The organism is Candidatus Nitrotoga sp. 1052, from assembly GCF_927312905.1.
In the GTDB taxonomy this organism is placed as follows: domain Bacteria; phylum Pseudomonadota; class Gammaproteobacteria; order Burkholderiales; family Gallionellaceae; genus Nitrotoga.
Genome location: NZ_CAKMHQ010000005.1, coordinates 62,275 through 78,916, shown reverse-complemented (window position 1 = coordinate 78,916; position 16,642 = coordinate 62,275). Strand labels below are relative to the sequence as shown.

General features: G+C 50.5%; 19 protein-coding genes and 1 tRNA gene. 18 read left to right on the top strand and 2 right to left on the bottom strand.

Going from position 1 to position 16,642, the window contains the following annotated elements; all coding sequences use genetic code 11:
* Window positions 1-267, bottom strand: a 267-nt coding sequence (locus MJ768_RS00570) for an RtcB family protein (RefSeq protein ID WP_239287274.1), incomplete at its 3' end; no start/stop codon positions are given.
* A gap of 23 nt (window positions 268-290) precedes the next feature.
* Window positions 291-716: an archease gene (locus MJ768_RS00565; RefSeq protein ID WP_256449807.1), complete on the bottom strand. Its 426-nt coding sequence runs from the start codon at window positions 714-716 to the stop codon at window positions 291-293.
* A gap of 496 nt (window positions 717-1,212) precedes the next feature.
* Here MJ768_RS00565 and MJ768_RS00560 point away from each other — a divergent pair, with 496 nt between their 5' ends.
* The 18 genes from MJ768_RS00560 to nuoK all read left to right on the top strand — a co-directional run bounded on the left by MJ768_RS00560 (window position 1,213) and on the right by nuoK (window position 16,637).
* Window positions 1,213-2,298 (top strand): ABC transporter ATP-binding protein, encoded by a 1,086-nt coding sequence (locus tag MJ768_RS00560; protein WP_239287270.1) that lies wholly within the window; start codon window positions 1,213-1,215, stop codon window positions 2,296-2,298.
* Entirely contained in the window at window positions 2,291-3,202 is a 912-nt protein-coding gene (locus MJ768_RS00555; protein ID WP_239287268.1) for an ABC transporter permease, read from the top strand. The genes MJ768_RS00560 and MJ768_RS00555 overlap by 8 nt, the downstream gene beginning before the upstream one ends.
* On the top strand, window positions 3,195-3,971 hold the full coding sequence (locus MJ768_RS00550; protein WP_239287266.1) for an ABC transporter permease: 777 nt from the start codon (window positions 3,195-3,197) through the stop codon (window positions 3,969-3,971). Before MJ768_RS00555 ends, MJ768_RS00550 begins: the two co-directional genes overlap by 8 nt.
* The gene (locus MJ768_RS00545; protein ID WP_239287264.1) at window positions 3,968-5,029 is read left to right on the top strand and encodes an ABC transporter substrate-binding protein; all 1,062 of its coding nucleotides are present in this window, start codon (window positions 3,968-3,970) and stop codon (window positions 5,027-5,029) included. The genes MJ768_RS00550 and MJ768_RS00545 overlap by 4 nt, the downstream gene beginning before the upstream one ends.
* Before the next feature lie 268 nt (window positions 5,030-5,297).
* The gene (gene tpiA / locus MJ768_RS00540) at window positions 5,298-6,053 is read left to right on the top strand and encodes a triose-phosphate isomerase (RefSeq protein WP_239287262.1); all 756 of its coding nucleotides are present in this window, start codon (window positions 5,298-5,300) and stop codon (window positions 6,051-6,053) included.
* Window positions 6,054-6,075: 22 nt separating this feature from the next.
* Window positions 6,076-6,426 (top strand): preprotein translocase subunit SecG, encoded by a 351-nt coding sequence (secG, locus tag MJ768_RS00535; RefSeq protein WP_239287260.1) that lies wholly within the window; start codon window positions 6,076-6,078, stop codon window positions 6,424-6,426.
* Window positions 6,427-6,435: 9 nt separating this feature from the next.
* Window positions 6,436-6,520, top strand: a tRNA-Leu gene (locus MJ768_RS00530).
* A 99-nt stretch (window positions 6,521-6,619) separates the two neighbouring features.
* Window positions 6,620-6,976 carry an NADH-quinone oxidoreductase subunit A gene (locus tag MJ768_RS00525; RefSeq protein ID WP_239287259.1) on the top strand — a complete coding sequence of 119 codons (357 nt, stop codon included), beginning with the start codon at window positions 6,620-6,622 and terminating at the stop codon, window positions 6,974-6,976.
* Window positions 6,967-7,443, top strand: coding sequence for a NuoB/complex I 20 kDa subunit family protein (locus tag MJ768_RS00520; RefSeq protein WP_173052566.1), 477 nt, complete (start codon window positions 6,967-6,969; stop codon window positions 7,441-7,443). The genes MJ768_RS00525 and MJ768_RS00520 overlap by 10 nt, the downstream gene beginning before the upstream one ends.
* A gap of 170 nt (window positions 7,444-7,613) precedes the next feature.
* A complete protein-coding gene (locus MJ768_RS00515; RefSeq protein WP_239287258.1) occupies window positions 7,614-8,255 on the top strand; it encodes an NADH-quinone oxidoreductase subunit C in 642 nt (213 codons plus the stop codon).
* A gap of 106 nt (window positions 8,256-8,361) precedes the next feature.
* Complete coding sequence (locus MJ768_RS00510) at window positions 8,362-9,615, top strand: NADH-quinone oxidoreductase subunit D (RefSeq protein ID WP_239287257.1); 1,254 nt, start codon at window positions 8,362-8,364, stop codon at window positions 9,613-9,615.
* 103 nt (window positions 9,616-9,718) lie between these two features.
* Complete coding sequence (locus tag MJ768_RS00505; protein ID WP_239287256.1) at window positions 9,719-10,198, top strand: NADH-quinone oxidoreductase subunit NuoE family protein; 480 nt, start codon at window positions 9,719-9,721, stop codon at window positions 10,196-10,198.
* Window positions 10,195-11,466, top strand: a complete 1,272-nt coding sequence (gene nuoF / locus MJ768_RS00500) for an NADH-quinone oxidoreductase subunit NuoF (protein WP_239287255.1) — start codon at window positions 10,195-10,197, stop codon at window positions 11,464-11,466. The genes MJ768_RS00505 and nuoF overlap by 4 nt, the downstream gene beginning before the upstream one ends.
* Window positions 11,467-11,480: 14 nt before the next feature.
* On the top strand, window positions 11,481-13,835 hold the full coding sequence (gene nuoG, locus MJ768_RS00495) for an NADH-quinone oxidoreductase subunit NuoG (protein WP_239287254.1): 2,355 nt from the start codon (window positions 11,481-11,483) through the stop codon (window positions 13,833-13,835).
* A gap of 8 nt (window positions 13,836-13,843) precedes the next feature.
* Window positions 13,844-14,872, top strand: coding sequence for an NADH-quinone oxidoreductase subunit NuoH (gene nuoH / locus MJ768_RS00490; protein WP_445082947.1), 1,029 nt, complete (start codon window positions 13,844-13,846; stop codon window positions 14,870-14,872).
* A gap of 20 nt (window positions 14,873-14,892) precedes the next feature.
* Entirely contained in the window at window positions 14,893-15,381 is a 489-nt protein-coding gene (gene nuoI / locus MJ768_RS00485) for an NADH-quinone oxidoreductase subunit NuoI (RefSeq protein WP_239287252.1), read from the top strand.
* A gap of 181 nt (window positions 15,382-15,562) precedes the next feature.
* The gene (locus MJ768_RS00480; RefSeq protein WP_239287251.1) at window positions 15,563-16,177 is read left to right on the top strand and encodes an NADH-quinone oxidoreductase subunit J; all 615 of its coding nucleotides are present in this window, start codon (window positions 15,563-15,565) and stop codon (window positions 16,175-16,177) included.
* Window positions 16,178-16,325: 148 nt separating this feature from the next.
* Entirely contained in the window at window positions 16,326-16,637 is a 312-nt protein-coding gene (gene nuoK / locus MJ768_RS00475; protein WP_239287250.1) for an NADH-quinone oxidoreductase subunit NuoK, read from the top strand.
* The last annotated feature ends 5 nt before the right edge of the window (window positions 16,638-16,642 follow it).

Genomic DNA, 16,642 nt, shown 5'->3' with positions numbered 1-16,642 from the left:
CGCCGACACCACCCCGCCCTCGTCTGCATCGAACGCCGCCACGCCGCCAATCGGGAAGCCGTAACCCCAGTGCGCATCCGGCATCGCGTAGGATGCCTCGACGATGCCCGGCAGCATAGCCACATTGGTGACCTGCTCATAGACCTTAGTGTCCATCTCTCGCAACAACATCTCGCTGGCGAAAATCACGCCCGGCACGCGCATTTTTCCGAACGGTTTGATGTGCCATTCGAATTCGGATTTGCATTCAAAAAGTGCGAGATCCATGACGACTCCTCCGTTTCAGAATGTTACACGTCCACCACGCACTGGGCGAGCCAGCCGCCGTCCGGCTGTTGGGCAACCCTCAGCGCAGTATAGGTCGCGCCTTTCACTTCGACGGCGGGATGGTGGCGTGCCACGTTCAGCGCTTCACCCCACACCTGCGCGGTGAGACGGCCTTCTTCCAGATGCACTTCAAAGCGGCTGAACAACATTTTGCGCGTCGCCATCTCGTAAATCAACACGTTAAGCCAGTCCACAAACAACAATTCTGTATCGGGCGCCGCGCAGGAAAGCCGGATCATTTCCTTGGGTGACACAACCGCCAAGTCGGTGATTACCGCCGTCAGCGCCAACGCGGCCTGCTCGAAAGCCTCCGCGAGCGTCGCGCCCATACCGCAGACGCCGACATCGGCTTCATGAGGAAAATGTTTCCAACAGGCAGTAATTGGCATTTAGCACTAAAAAATACTGATCGGAGAGTGATTGCGCACCCAATTTCAACTTTGAGCTTTTCATAAAAACCTGACTCGATTGTGCTCCCATTTTCCCTGCTCGGCAAACGCTCTTCCGTCCGCTCCTGCCATGCTTTAGGAACCGTTGAACAAGTCTGATTAGCTTCAAGCAGCTGGCTGGAAATAACTGATGTACTCAATATCTGTCCACTTGCCCGTAATGCGCTCGCCACTCAAGTGCGCCATGTGAAGAAGCCATGCTTACGCTGATCTTGACCGCACACAGGTTTAAGCCTGAATCATCCAGAATTTATAATAACTGTCCCAATAAAAAGTCCAGATGCGGCGGGAGGTCGCCTCAATCATCGGCCACACAAAGTATCGGGATTCAGAATGTCATTTGAGGTATTCTTTAAAAAAGGTGCGTTATGCCAAGCTACTGTCAGCTATTGCACTTCGAATTTGAATCCGCGTTTAGAAATTATGGTTAGCCAATATGGCCCAACTCGAAATTAGAAACGTCACACGCTGCTTCGGCGATTTAATCGCGGTAGATAATGTCAGCCTTAATGTCGAAGCGGGCGAGTTCTTCACTCTGCTTGGGCCTTCTGGCTGCGGCAAGACCACCCTCCTGCGCATGATCGCTGGTTTCGATTTGCCCGATTCCGGGCAGATTCTGCTGGATGGCAAAGACCTTGCCAATATCCCGGCAGAAAAACGACCAATACATACCGTGTTTCAGAGCTATGCGCTGTTCCCGCATATGACGGTAGCGGAGAACATCTCCTTCCCGCTCAGGATGGCGCGTCGATCGAAAGCTGAAATTAATAAAATGCTGCATGTAGCCTTGGAACAGGTGCACTTGACCGACAAGGCATCTGCTTATCCGCACGAGCTTTCCGGCGGACAAAACCAGCGAGTGGCACTGGCGCGTGGGCTGGTCAATCGTCCGCTCTTGTTGTTGCTCGACGAACCTTTGGGCGCACTGGACGCCAAGCTGCGCCAGGAAATGCAAATCGATTTAATCAATTTGCAGCGCGAAGTGGGAATCACGTTTGTGTTCGTTACTCATGCGCAGGTTGAAGCCCTCGCCCTATCGCATCGCATCGCCGTCATGGATCAGGGTAAGATTGTCCAGGTAGATGAGCCAGCCAAGCTGTATAGTTTTCCAAAAACGCGTTTCGTCGCCGACTTCATCGGACACATCAACCAGTTTGAAGCACAGGTAGTCAAGCCCAGCCACGGCCATTTATGCCTAGCGATATCCGGGCTAGGTGAAATTATTGCGCCTCCGCTGGAGGGTGTGGTGGCCGGAGACAAGGGTGTGTTTGCCATACGCCCCGAGCAGGTGCGCATCAGCGCGCATAGCGAATTGACCGAATTGAAAAACCACTTTTCGGGCGTAGTGCATGATTTATTGTATCGCGGTGAAGTCAGCTTGTACAAGGTCAAGCTCGCTAATGGTGCAATGAATGAAGCGCTATTGCCCAATTCTGCACCGGGGCGCGCCGAGTTGTTTGAAGTCGGTGACACAGTCAATCTTGGCTGGCGCCATGATGCCGGAATTTTTTTTCATGACTGACTCCGGGCATAAACATACTCGCGCCGCGCGACTGGCCAAATATCTAATGGGCGGCCCGCCGCTTTTGTTCTTGCTGTTGTTATTTGCTGTTCCCAGCGTAATTATGGTGCTGGCCTCATTTCGTTATCCGGGTGAGTTTGGCGGACTGGCACCGCTTACCGCTGCTGACCCTAATACCTTGCAGGGTGTAACACTGGAAACCTACCAGTTCTTTTTCAGCGACCTGATCTACATCAAGGTTTTCATCAAATCGTTTTTCATGGCTCTCGCCACCACATTGATCTGCCTGATCATGGCGTATCCGCTGGCATTGCTGATCGCTCTCAGCCCAAAAAAAAACCGCAACCTAATGGTATTAATGGTGATACTCCCCTTCGCCAGCAACTTCCTGATTCGCGTCTATGCCTGGATGATCATACTCGGCCCGCAGTCGGTATTAAGTCAACTGGTCAATAACTTCCTGCACTTGTTCGGCAATGCACCGGTACATTTGCTGTTCTCGCCATTTGCCGTGCTGATCGCTATGGTGTATGTACATCTGCCATTTATGGTATTGCCACTGTATTCCAACCTGGAAAAACATGATCCGTCTTTGCTCGACGCAGCACAGGATCTGGGCGCGAATGGCTGGCAGCGTTTCTGGCGCGTGACATTTCCGCTATCGCTGCCGGGAATATTCTCCGGTTCCGCCCTGGTGTTCATACCAGTACTCGGCATGTTCGCCATTCCCGACATCCTCGGTGGCACCGGCGACATGTTGATAGGCAATCTGATCAAAGAACAATTTATCGGCACGCGCGACTGGCCATTCGGCTCCACCCTGTCGATCATGCTGACCATTGCTGTATTGTTGATAGCCTGGCTTGCTGCAAAGCTGGGCGGCCACAGAGGTCACTATGCATAGAGGGCCGCGGCTATGGGCAGCGGCGCTGGCGGTATACGCGTTTCTGTATGTTCCGATCGCCATCATCATCGCCTACTCATTCAACGACTCGCGCTTGAATGCCGAATGGGTGGGCTTCACTTGGCACTGGTATAAGGTGCTGCTACACGACCATGATATGTTGGTTGCCGCCGGCAACTCACTATTCATCGCGTTGGTATCGAGTCTGGTCGCTACAGTACTCGGTACTATGGCCGGCATCGCTATCCAGCGCTATAACTTTACCCTACTGAACTTCATGGTGCTGATGCCGGTGGCAATGCCAGAAATCCTGCTCGGCGTGTCACTGCTGCTGTTTTTCATTCAGGTGCTAAATCTCACACTCGGCATGCTTTCCATCGTGCTCGCCCACATCACGTTTTCCATTGGCTTCGTCGCTGTGATTGTGCGCGCGCGTTTGGCTGGCCTGGACGAAAGCATCTTCGAGGCAGCGCGCGATCTGGGTGCGTCACCATGGGAGACGTTTCGCTACGTCACCTTCCCATTAATCCTGCCCGGAGTGATCGCGGGCGGGTTAATGGCGTTCACCTTGTCGATCGACGATTTCGTAATTACCTTCTTTACCGCCGGTGTGGGCCTATCCACACTGCCACTGCATATCTACTCAATGATCAAAATTGCTGTGACGCCGGAAGTAAATGCCATTTCCACACTGCTGATATTGCTCACCTTAACCATGATTGCGCTCGCTTCCAAATTCACGTCGAATGCCTTACTAAAGAAGCCATGATCTGGCGTGTCCTATTGCTATTTATCCTGTTGTTTATCGATGCTGCTCATGCCGACGACGTGCTGCATTTATATAACTGGAACAACTATATTCCGGCACAAACCATCGCACGCTTCGAGGCATCGTGCGCTTGCCGCGTGGTGCAGGATTATTACTCCGACAATGAGGAAATGCTTGCCAAGCTGGCCGCCGGTGCGAGCGGCTATGACCTGATCGTGCCGACCGGCAATGCGGTGGAATCACTGATCCGGCAGGGCGCGTTGCGCCCGCTCGACAAAAACCTGTTACCCAATTTGCACAATATCGACCCGGCTTACCTCAATGCTGCGTTCGATCCCAGCAACCGCTACTCGGTGCCATATGCCTATACCCTTACTTTGATTGGTTATAACCGTGAAAAAATCCGCGAGCTGGACTTGACTACCGATAGCTGGGCAATAATCTTTGAACCGATCTATCTGAAAAAATTAAAGGGGCGCGTCACCGTGCTAGACAGTCAACGCGAGTTACTGGCAGCGGCACTAAAGTACTTGGGTTATTCGGTGAATGATGTGGACGAAGTGCACTGGAAGCAAGCGCGTGACTTGATTATTCGCGCCAAGCCATATTGGGCGGCGTTCAATGCCTCAAGCTATATCAAGGAGCTGACCGTAGGTAACATCTGGCTGGTGCACGGTTATTCAAATGACATTTTTCAGGCCGATCTCGATGCGCAAAAAGCCAACAGAAAATTTCGCATCGTTTCCAGCATTCCCAAAGAAGGGGCGGTAATGGCGCTAGATTCGATGGTGCTACAAAAAACCGGTTCACATCCCGATCTTTCGCATCGTTTCATCAATTTTATGCTGGATGGCCGCAACTCTGCCGAACTCACTAATCTGATCGGTTCCGGAAATCCAAACCGTGACGCGCTACAATATATCCGTCCGGAAATCTCACAAAACCCTGCAGTATTTCCCAACCGCGCGCAACAAGTTCGGCTGGAAATGCTACACGATCTGAATCGCCATCAGCGCCGCATACTGTCGCGCATTTGGACCCAAATCAAACTCAAATAATAAGCCTGACAAACAGCCAGAAGGAGCAAAACGAAAGGAACGGGACACATCTTTTTCGGGAACAGTAACGTCTATTCCCTAGAGAATGTAAAAATAATATATTGCCTACAAGCCCGAGTAGCACAGCGGCTTCAGGTTATAGACATGCGACAGAAGGACTGACAATTATCTTGCTCACGCTGTATCGTAACAGTCGGAAGTGAGATTGACCGTTTGTATTTTCACGGGTAGCATAGCCGCCTTCGTTGTTTTGAAAGGCCCAGTTAAAATGCAACGCAAATTCATTGTCGGAAATTGGAAGATGAATGGGGCGCTGACCAAGAATGAGGCTTTGTTGGAAGAAGTGGCGAATGGCGTGACGCAGATGTCGGGTGTGGATTGCGCAGTGTGTGTGCCTTTCCCCTATCTTGCACAAACGCAATTACTGCTGCGTGACACCCCCATAAAATGGGGGGCGCAGAATGTGCATCAAGCGAATAAAGGGGCCTACACTGGCGAAGTGTCGGTTTCTATGTTGTGTGATTTTGGCTGCGATTATGTAATCGTTGGACATTCCGAACGGCGCAATTTGTACGGTGAAAGCAGTCAGCTGGTTGCGGAAAAGTTCGCTGCGGTTCAAAAGGCAGAGTTGTCGCCCATCATCTGTGTTGGTGAAACGTTGGAGCAGCGTGAAGCCGGTACTACAGAAGTTGTGGTAGCAGAACAGCTGGCTGAAGTTATCAAGCTAAGAGGTGTGCAGTCGTTCCGTAATGCTGTCATCGCCTATGAGCCAGTCTGGGCTATAGGTACTGGCAAGACTGCTACACCAGAACAGGCACAAGAGGTACATGCTTTTATACGCAAACGTATCGCCGGTTTTGATGAAGAGTTTGGTCAAGCTTTGTGTATACTTTATGGTGGTAGTGTTAATGCCTCCAACGCAGCCGAACTGTTCGCCATGCCGGACATTGATGGTGGACTGATCGGTGGCGCATCGTTGGTTGCTGAAGATTTCTTGGCTATTTGCAACGCTGGGCAAAAATAAATTCGATATTTTGGAGTAGTACGTGGAAATTTTCGTTTGGGTTATACATGTATTAACTGCAATAGTGCTGGTTGGTCTGGTGCTGGTGCAGCATGGCAAAGGGGCGGATATGGGAGCTGCCTTTGGCACAGGTTCAGCCGGAAGTGTGTTTGGCTCGAGCGGTTCAGCCAATTTTCTGAGCCGTAGTACGGCGGTGGCTACAGGGATATTTTTTATTACCAGCATGTCGCTAACTTATATTTATGCTCACCCATCGCAATCTCATGGTGTAATGGATAAGCATGAAGTATCAAAGTCGGCACAGCCGTCAGCGGCACCCGCTTCAACACCTGGCAATGCAGGTAGTTCGAAGTCGCAAGAAATACCAAAATAATAAAACTATGCCGATGTGGTGAAATTGGTAGACACGCTAGCTTGAGGGGCTAGTGGCGAAAGCTGTAGCAGTTCGAGTCTGCTCATCGGCACCAAATATACAAGCCAAAGTTTTCTGGGCTCTGGTTAATTAAACTAGAAATGCATTCCGTGCGTTAGATTTGTAAGGCGCCAAATGGATGGGGGAGGCTCAGATGTTGGAAAACTATTTTCCGATCTTGTTGTTCATAGTCGTTGGGTTGGCGATGGGTGTGGCGCCGCTGCTGTTAGGCTGGCTAGCCGCTCCTAATCGCCCCAGCAACGCGAAGCTCTCACCTTATGAGTGCGGCTTTGGGGCTTTTGAAGACGCGCGAATGAAATTCGACGTGCGTTATTATCTCGTTGCCATCTTATTTATCTTGTTCGATCTAGAAATCGCGTTCCTGTTTCCTTGGGCAGTGGTGCTGAAGGAAATCGGCTTGTTCGGATACGTTTCTATGTTAATTTTCTTGGCTATCCTCGTGGTCGGATTTATTTACGAGTGGAAAAGAGGAGCTTTGGAATGGGAATAGAAGGAGCTCTGGAAAAAGGCATCGTTACCACGTCATTGGACGTTTTGATAAATTATGCTCGCACGGGTTCGCTGTGGCCAATGACTTTTGGCTTGGCATGCTGCGCGGTAGAAATGATGCAGGCGGGCGCTTCGCGTTATGATCTTGATCGCTTTGGCATAACGTTCCGCCCCAGCCCGCGCCAGTCTGACGTGATGGTAGTGGCTGGCACACTGTGCAACAAGATGGCGCCGGCGCTGCGCAAGGTGTATGACCAGATGGCCGAGCCGCGCTGGGTAATCTCGATGGGATCGTGCGCTAATGGCGGCGGCTACTACCATTATTCCTATTCGGTCGTCCGAGGTTGCGACCGCATCGTGCCAGTGGATGTGTATGTGCCAGGCTGTCCGCCGACTGCTGAGGCACTGCTGTATGGCATCATTCAATTGCAAAACAAGATCAAACGAACTAACACAATTGCACGCTAGGTTTATGTGCAATATTCATGATAGAAAACACGATGCTATTGATCCCCGTTCAAATGGGAGCGTCTTTGTCATCTGGAGTGCACAGACATGTCATGCTTTGATCTGCATGACTTGCTTGTGAACTCAAAAATACCATCGTAAACTTGATTCACACGACTCCGGTGTAAAACATGGCTGCTAATTTGAACCTCTTGACTACTAACTTGAACGCGATTTTCGCTAATAGAATAGTGAGTCTGGAAAATATGCTGGGCGAACTGACCTTAGTCGTTAGTGCTGTTGACATGCTGGAGGTACTTACGCGCTTGCGCGACGATCCCGATTTGCGTTTCGAACAAATGATGGATCTGTGCGGAGTGGATTACTTTACTTATGGGAGTGATATTTGTGAAGGCGGTGCGTATCTCAAATCAGACATTGCTCCTGATGCTTATCCTTCTCGATTTGCCGTGGTCTACCATCTGTTGTCGTTGACCCATAATATCCGCTTACGCGTACGCGTATTTGCTGTAGACGATGACTTGCCGATACTGAGTTCCGTGGTGAACATTTGGCCGTGTGCCAACTGGTATGAGCGCGAGGCATTCGATTTGTATGGCATTGTATTTACAGATCATCCTGATTTACGTCGCCTGCTCACCGATTACGGTTTTGTTGGCAACCCTTTCCGCAAGGATTTTCCATTGTCAGGTCATGTCGAGATGCGCTACGACCCTGAGCAGCAGCGCGTGATTTATCAACCGGTGTCGATTGAACCCCGTGAACTCGTTCCCCGCATCATTCGTGAAGAACATTACGGGGGTCTGAAATGAAAGCCAGAACCTTGAGCGATAAAGGCACGGGCACGCAGATAGCAACTTTACCCGAAATTTTGCATTCCTCTTCATTTTTTGGGCAACAGGGGCGAAGGCTTTAATCATGGCTGAAATAAAAAATTACACCATGAACTTTGGGCCACAGCACCCATCCGCACACGGCGTGCTGCGCCTGGTTCTGGAACTGGACGGTGAAGTAATTGAGCGCGCTGATCCGCATATCGGCTTGCTTCATCGCGGCACTGAGAAGCTGGCTGAGCACAAGACATATCTGCAATCTCTGCCCTATATGGATCGCCTCGACTACGTGTCGATGATGTGCAACGAGCATGCCTACGTCATGGCCATCGAAAAATTGCTTGCTCTTGAAGTGCCACTGAGGGCTCAATATATTCGAGTAATGTTCGACGAAATTACCCGAGTTATGAATCATCTGCTGTGGCTTGGAGCACATGCGCTGGATATTGGCGCAATGACTGTGTTTTTATATGCTTTCCGTGAGCGCGAAGACCTGATGGATGTATATGAGGCTGTATCCGGCGCGCGACTTCACGCAGCGTATTACCGACCAGGTGGGGTGTATCGAGATTTGCCCGATTCCATGCCTTTGTATCAGGCATCAAAGATTCACAATGCCAAAGCTGTAAAGAAGATGAATGAGAACCGTGAAGGTTCCTTGCTTGATTTTATGGAAGACTTTACAACTCGTTTTCCCACCTGCGTGGATGAATACGAGACTTTGCTGACCGACAACCGGATCTGGAAACAGCGTACCGTCGGCATTGGTGTAGTCACTCCGGAACGCGCGCTGGCGCTGGGCTTCAGCGGCCCCATGCTGCGCGGCTCCGGTATTGTTTGGGACTTGCGCAAAAAACAACCTTATGAAGTATACGACCGCATCGATTTCGATATTCCTGTGGGCGTCGAAGGAGATTGCTACGACCGTTATCTGGTGCGTGTGGAAGAGATGCGCCAGTCAAACCGTATTATCAAACAATGTATCAGCTGGTTGCGTCAGAACCCCGGTCCGGTGATAGTAAATAATTTCAAGGTTGCGCCTCCCAAACGCGAGTCGATGAAACAGAATATGGAAGAGTTGATCCACCATTTCAAGCTATTTACTGAGGGTATGCATGTTCCACCCGGCGAGGCTTATGCGGCAGTAGAACATCCTAAAGGTGAGTTCGGCATATACGTGATTTCCGATGGGGCGAACAAGCCTTATCGCCTGAAAATTCGTGCTCCCGGTTTTGCCCATATCGCTGCGCTGGATGAAATGGCGCGTGGTCATATGATTGCTGATGTAGTGGCTATTATTGGTACACAGGATATAGTTTTTGGTGAAGTTGACCGCTGATGGATACCTCTAATTATTCTGAATTCGTCATTTCCGTGAACGCCCCATCAAAAAGCCGGATTCTCGCTTTTATTATGGTAACGGCATTTTTAGAGGTTCTTTGATGTTATCCGAGCAAGTTCGAGCAAAAACTGACCGTGAGTTGAAAAAATATCCGCCCGATCGGAAGCAGTCTGCAGTTATGTCTGCATTGCGTTTCGTGCAAGATGAAAAGGGTTGGATAGACACTGCGGACATGGCCGATGTTGCGGCCTATCTCGGCATGCCGCAGATGAGTGTATATGAGGTGGCGACTTTCTATAACATGTATAACCTCAAGCCCATGGGACGGCACACACTCACGGTGTGTACCAATCTGTCCTGCCAATTGGTGGGAGCCATGGAAACATTGAATTATATTAAGAGCAAGCTCGGTATCGGAGTTGGCGAAGTGACAGCTGACGGTAAGTTCGGCCTGCGCGAAGGCGAGTGCCAGAACGTCTGTGATGAAGCACCGCTATTTATGATCAACAACAAAAAGACGTGCGGTCATCTCACTAAAGAAAAGATCGATCAAATTCTGGCGGAATTGGATAAAGAATGAGCACTCCCATTCTTCTTAATACCATGCATTTCGACCAGCCATGGACGCTGGAGAATTACCTCAAAGTGGGTGGCTACCAGGCGCTGCGCAAAATATTGGCGGAAAAAATGACGCCCGAGTCTATCATCGCCGAAGTCAAGAGTTCCGGCCTGCGCGGTCGCGGAGGTGCTGGTTTTCCTACTGGTCTGAAATGGAGCTTTATGCCGCGCAACTACCAGGGCGATAAATATCTGGTGTGCAATTCTGATGAGGGCGAGCCGGGCACCTTCAAGGACAGGGATATTCTGCGCTACAACCCGCACATTCTCATAGAAGGCATGGCTATCGCCGCCTATGCCATGGGGGTCAAGGTAGGCTACAACTATATACACGGCGAGATTTTCGAGGCCTATGAACGCATGGAGGCGGCTGGTGAAGAAGCGCGTGCGGCGGGCTATATGGGTAACAATATACTAGGCAGCGATTTCAGTTTCGAGCTGCATAATCATCTAGGCTATGGCGCCTACATTTGTGGCGAAGAAACTGCATTGCTCGAATCACTCGAAGGTAAAAAAGGTCAGCCGCGTTTCAAGCCACCATTTCCAGCAAGTTTTGGTTTATATGGCAAGCCGACTACCATTAACAACACCGAGACCTTCGCCAGCATTCCTTACATTATAAATAACGGCGGGCAAAATTTCCTTGAGCTAGGCAGGCCGAACAATGGCGGAATCAAATTATTTTCCATTTCCGGCCACGTTAACAGGCCAGGAAATTTTGAGGTTCCGCTTGGAACGCCATTCAAAACATTGTTGGAAATGGCCGGTGGTATGCGCGGTGACCGCAAGCTGAAGGCCTGCATACCCGGTGGATCTTCCATGCCAGTGTTACCTGGCGAGATTATGATGGATCTCGACATGGACTATGATTCCGTCGCCAAGGCAGGCTCTATGCTGGGCACAGGTGCGATTATCATCATGGACGACACTACCTGCATGGTGCGCGCACTGGAGCGCCTGTCCTACTTTTATTTTGAAGAATCATGTGGCCAATGCACGCCATGCCGTGAAGGCACTGGCTGGTTATACCGGATCATACACCGCATCGAAAAAGGGGAAGGACGTCCGGAAGACCTGAATCTATTGCTTGACCTGTGCGAGAACATTGCCGGCCGCACAATTTGTGCGCTTGGCGATGCCGCCGCATGGCCGGTGCAGGGCTTCCTTAAGCATTTCCGTAGCGAGTTTGAATATCACATCGAACACAAGTGTTGTTTGGTGCAAGACTGACGGTTAGGTGAGCAATGATCAACATTGAAATTGACGGCAAGCACATTGAGGTGGAAAACGGATGCTCCGTGATCGATGCGGCGCATAGGTTGGGTATTTATATTCCCCACTTTTGTTACCACAAGAAATTATCCATCGCAGCTAATTGTCGTATGTGTTTGGTGCAGATAGAAAAGGCGCCTAAGCCGCTGCCCGCTTGTGCCACGCCAGTGGCCGAAGGCATGAAAGTTTTTACTGCCTCCGAACAAGCTGTGAAAGCGCAAAAAGGCGTAATGGAATTCTTGCTGATTAATCATCCATTGGATTGCCCGATATGCGATCAGGGCGGCGAATGCGAATTACAGGATCTAGCGGTCGGCTATGGTGGTAGCGCCTCGCGATACCAAGAAGAGAAACGCGTCGTGTTGCACAAGGACATCGGCCCCTTGGTAGCTGCCGAAGAGATGAGTCGCTGTATCAACTGTACCCGTTGCGTGCGTTTCGGCATCGAAATTGGTGGGGCGATGGAACTGGGACAAGCTTTCCGAGGTGAACATGCGGAAATTATGGCTTTCATGTCCGACACGGTAGATTCCGAACTGTCCGGTAATATGATAGACCTCTGTCCGGTCGGCGCGCTCACCAGCAAACCATTCCGCTATAGTGCCCGCACTTGGGAGCTATCGCGCCGTAAGTCTATTAGCCCGCATGATAGTTTGGGTTCCAATCTGGCGGTGCAGGTCAAAAACAACCGCGTGATGCGTGTGCTGCCTATTGAGAATGAAGATGTCAATGAGTGCTGGCTGTCCGATAAAGATCGCTTTAGCTACGAAGGGTTGAACTCAGCTGAGCGTCTTACTAAACCGATGATCAAGCAGGGCGGGAAATGGCTGGAAGTGGAGTGGCAAGTCGCGCTGGAGTATGTGGCTAACGGGCTGCGCCAAATTGCTCATGAAACGGGTGCGGAAAACATAGGCGCGTTAGCCACGCCAAACTCCACTCTGGAAGAGCTTTATTTATTGCAGAAACTGGTGCGCGGCTTGGGCAGTCATAACGTGGATTTCCGACTGCGGCAATCTGATTTCAGCGCCGACAGCAAGCAGACCGGTGCACCTTGGCTAGGTATGGCAGTAGCAGATATTAATCGTGTTGACCGCTTCCTGTTAGTGGGCAGTTTCTTACGAAAAGACCATCCGCTGCTGGCGTCACGCGTACGTCAAGCAACGAAGGCGGGCGCGCAAGTTAATCTGATACATTCTACCGATGACGATCTACTGATGCCAATCGCCAACAAAGAGATCGTTTCACCGACTGAAATGACTACGGTATTGGCGCAAGTGTTGAAGGCGCTGGCCACAGCCAAGCAGGCTACTCTGGATACTAGCGTGCAACAGATCGTGCAGTCTGTCACGCCATCAGCCATCGCGCAGGCAATGGCTGACAGTCTTGCCGGCGGTGAGCGTGTTGCCATTTTGCTCGGCAATTTCGCGCAGCAGCATCCACAAGCGTCTCAACTGCAACTGCTGGCGCAGCACATTGCCGCGCTCTGCGGAGCAACATTTGGCTTCTTCGGCGAAGCAGCCAACAGTGTGGGCGGATATTTGGCGCAAGCGGTGCCATTCGCCGATGCTGAACATGGTATGAATGCCTCCGCAATGCTAGCTGCGCAGCGCAAGGCTTATATCTTGCTGAATGTCGAAGCGGAACTGGACATGCAGAACCCGCAGCAAGCATTAGCTGCGATGGGCGCCGCAGATATGGTTGTGGCGTTGAGCGCTTACAAACACCATGCTACCGAGTACGCCGATGTGTTATTGCCGATTACTCCATTTACTGAAACCTCCGGGACTTTTATCAGTTCAGAAGGGCGTGTGCAAAGCTTCAAGGGCACAGTCCAGCCGTTAGGCGAGGCGCGTCCAGCATGGAAGGTGCTCCGCGTCTTGGGGAACATGCTTAATATACCCGGTTTTGATTACAACAACAGCGAAGCAGTTCGCGATGAAGTGCTGGTCGGAACAGACCTGCCTGCCAAACTTGGCAACGTCTTGCATGGTGTGTCGGCGCAAGCGGCAACTTGGGATGTTACTGGCTTACAGCGCGTCAGCGATGTGCCGATCTATGCCACTGACGCCATTGTGCGCCGCGCCGCTTCGCTACAAAAAACCCGCGATGCCGCCACTCCGCGTGCGCTGATGCATAGCGTGGAACTGAAGAAGCTCAACCTGCAGTCTGGTGAAATGGTCAAATTAACGCAAGAACATGGCAGCGCGCGGCTATCTGTAATTGCAGATGACAGCTTGCCGCATGGCGTTGTGCGCGTGGCCGCGGGCCATGCTGTAACTGCCGAACTGGGCGCAATGTTTGGAGCTATTATGGTGGAGCGCGCATGACGGAGCTACTGCAATACTTGCAAAATCTGCTTGGTGCGGCTTGGCTGCCGATCTGGACGTTGGTCAAAATTCTGGTCATCGTTGTACCCATCATGCTAACTGTGGCGTATCTGACCCTGGCAGAACGCAAGGTGATCGGCTACATGCAGGTACGTATCGGTCCTAATCGGGTCGGTTATTTCGGGCTGCTACAGCCGCTCGCCGATGGGCTCAAACTGCTGCTCAAAGAAATTATCATCCCGTCCGGCTCGAATAAATTTCTGTTCATAATCGCGCCCGTCCTTGCTCTGACGCCTGCTTTGGCGGCTTGGGCTGTAGTCCCCTTTGCCGATGGCATGGTGTTGGCCGACATCAATGCTGGCCTGCTCTATATCTTGGCGATGACGTCACTTGGCGTGTACGGCATAATCATCGCGGGTTGGGCATCCAATTCTAAATATGCCTTCATAGGTTCATTGCGCTCGGCCGCACAGATTGTGTCCTACGAAATCCCCATGGGTTTTGCCTTGGTATGTGTGCTAATGGTCTCGCAGAGCATGAATTTGGGTGACATAGTGCTTGGTCAAAAAAGCAGCGTGGGGCTGTTCGGCTGGTATTTCATCCCGTTGTTCCCGATGTTCGTGGTGTACTTTATCTCAGGTGTAGCAGAAACCAATCGTGCGCCCTTTGACATGGCCGAAGGTGAGTCTGAAATTGTAGCTGGCTTCCACGTAGAATATTCTGGTATGGCGTTTGCGCTATTTTTCCTGGCTGAATACGCCAACATGATTATGATTGCCATACTCACCGCTATTATGTTCCTTGGCGGTTGGCTGCCTCCCTTTGACATTGCTCCATTCAATTTACTACCGGGAATTTTCTGGCTACTAGCCAAAACGTCCTTTGTGCTGTTCCTATTTTTATGGTTCCGTGCCACCTTCCCACGCTATCGCTACGACCAGTTGATGCGCTTGGGTTGGAAGGTCTTCATTCCTCTCACGCTGGTCTGGGTAGTGGTAATTGGTGCCTGGATGCAAACTCCCTATTGGCTGTGGTAAAACAGTCAAGGATATAAAAAATGGAAAAGATCACAAATTTCTTTAAAACTTTCCTTCTGCTGGAGCTAGTGAAAGGCATGGCCTTGACCGGGCGACATTTTTTCGCGCGCAAAATCACCGTGCAGTTTCCCGAAGAAAAAACGCCACAAGGTTTTCGTTTTCGTGGCCTGCATGCGCTACGTCGCTATGCTAATGATGAAGAACGCTGTATTGGCTGCAAATTATGCGAAGCGGTATGTCCGGCGATGGCTATCCATATTGAAACCGAAGAGCGCGCTGATGGCACGCGCCGGACCACACGTTATGACATCGATTTGGTCAAGTGTATTTTTTGCGGTCTATGCGAAGAATCTTGCCCGGTGGATGCCATTGTAGAAACTCGCATTCTGGAATACCACGGTGAGAAGCGCGGCGACCTGTACTACACCAAACCGATGTTGCTGGCAGTGGGCGAAAAACATGAAGCGCAAATTGCCAAGGATAGGGCATCGGACGCAAAATACCGTTAAGAGCATCTTTAAATCACTGTCATTCCTGCGTAGATATGTATCCAGCTCGTAATTTAAATAAGGATACTGCTGAAGCCTGCATCGAATTGGTTTTTCGCAGGCGGGAATGCTCACTTCAATGATTTATATTGGTGACCTTCATGGGGGTTCCAAACACAGTTAAAGGTTTGAGAATATGTTGATGAGTTTTGATACATTAGTTTTTTATATGTTCGCTGCAATTACCGTGTTTGCCGCATTGCGCGTAATTACTGCACGCAACCCGGTACATGCTGCATTGTTCCTGGTGTTGGCTTTTTGTAGTTCGGCTGGTATCTGGATATTACTGGAGGCGGAGTTCCTGGCGATTACCCTTGTTCTAGTGTATGTCGGCGCGGTGATGGTACTCTTTCTTTTTGTGGTAATGATGCTGGACATCAATCTGGAGCAGTTGCGCGAAGGTTTCTGGCGCTGGTTTCCGTTCGGAGCATTGCTGGCTGTCATCATGGTGTTCCAGATGATATGGGTACTGGGCAACCGCCAGACTGCTGAAACTGGTGCAAAAGTGATCAAGCACGCTGCCAATTACAGCAACACCAAAGAACTTGGACGTTTGATTTACACCGATTATGTTTACCCATTTGAACTGGCGGCGGTACTTCTGTTAGTGGCGATTGTAGCTGCTATCGCGCTTACGTTACGCCGTCGTAAGGATGTTAAATCACAGGAACCGAATAAGCAGGTGCTGGTGAAAAAAGCAGACCGCCTTCGCATTGTATCGGGGGTGGCAGAAGGTAAAGAGGAAAGCGCGCAGTAGTGGGTGAGATATACCACTGCATCATTGCTGCAGAGACATGAATCTAGTTTTTACAAAGGGTTGTGTTGAATTGTTAACCGCCTTGGATGACTGATAGCAGTGTAGCGGCATCTGTCATGCTTACATGAAGATTCAATAAGGAAAGTATATGTTGAACTTGAATTTGTCGCATTATTTAGTGTTTGGAGCGGTCTTGTTTGCGATTGGCGTGGTGGGCATTTTTCTGAACCGCAAGAATATCATCGTACTGTTGATGTCCATTGAATTGATGCTGCTCGCGGTAAATACAAATTTTGTCGCCTTTTCACATTATCTGAATGACATATCCGGGCAAATATTCGTGTTCTTTATCCTCACCGTAGCTGCCGCTGAAGCAGCTATCGGCTTAGCGATTCTGATAGTGTTATTTCGTAACCTGCGTACCATCAACGTAGATGATCTCGGCAGCTTGAAAGGTTAACAGCG

Coding starts and splice junctions, on each gene's coding strand:
- MJ768_RS00565 (WP_256449807.1), bottom strand. CDS start 716: ATGCCAATTACTGCCTGTTGGAAACATTTTCCTCATGAAGCCGATGTC.
- MJ768_RS00560 (WP_239287270.1), top strand. CDS start 1,213: ATGGCCCAACTCGAAATTAGAAACGTCACACGCTGCTTCGGCGATTTA.
- MJ768_RS00555 (WP_239287268.1), top strand. CDS start 2,291: ATGACTGACTCCGGGCATAAACATACTCGCGCCGCGCGACTGGCCAAA.
- MJ768_RS00550 (WP_239287266.1), top strand. CDS start 3,195: ATGCATAGAGGGCCGCGGCTATGGGCAGCGGCGCTGGCGGTATACGCG.
- MJ768_RS00545 (WP_239287264.1), top strand. CDS start 3,968: ATGATCTGGCGTGTCCTATTGCTATTTATCCTGTTGTTTATCGATGCT.
- tpiA (WP_239287262.1), top strand. CDS start 5,298: ATGCAACGCAAATTCATTGTCGGAAATTGGAAGATGAATGGGGCGCTG.
- MJ768_RS00525 (WP_239287259.1), top strand. CDS start 6,620: ATGTTGGAAAACTATTTTCCGATCTTGTTGTTCATAGTCGTTGGGTTG.
- MJ768_RS00520 (WP_173052566.1), top strand. CDS start 6,967: ATGGGAATAGAAGGAGCTCTGGAAAAAGGCATCGTTACCACGTCATTG.
- MJ768_RS00515 (WP_239287258.1), top strand. CDS start 7,614: ATGGCTGCTAATTTGAACCTCTTGACTACTAACTTGAACGCGATTTTC.
- MJ768_RS00510 (WP_239287257.1), top strand. CDS start 8,362: ATGGCTGAAATAAAAAATTACACCATGAACTTTGGGCCACAGCACCCA.
- MJ768_RS00505 (WP_239287256.1), top strand. CDS start 9,719: ATGTTATCCGAGCAAGTTCGAGCAAAAACTGACCGTGAGTTGAAAAAA.
- nuoF (WP_239287255.1), top strand. CDS start 10,195: ATGAGCACTCCCATTCTTCTTAATACCATGCATTTCGACCAGCCATGG.
- nuoG (WP_239287254.1), top strand. CDS start 11,481: ATGATCAACATTGAAATTGACGGCAAGCACATTGAGGTGGAAAACGGA.
- nuoI (WP_239287252.1), top strand. CDS start 14,893: ATGGAAAAGATCACAAATTTCTTTAAAACTTTCCTTCTGCTGGAGCTA.
- MJ768_RS00480 (WP_239287251.1), top strand. CDS start 15,563: ATGAGTTTTGATACATTAGTTTTTTATATGTTCGCTGCAATTACCGTG.
- nuoK (WP_239287250.1), top strand. CDS start 16,326: ATGTTGAACTTGAATTTGTCGCATTATTTAGTGTTTGGAGCGGTCTTG.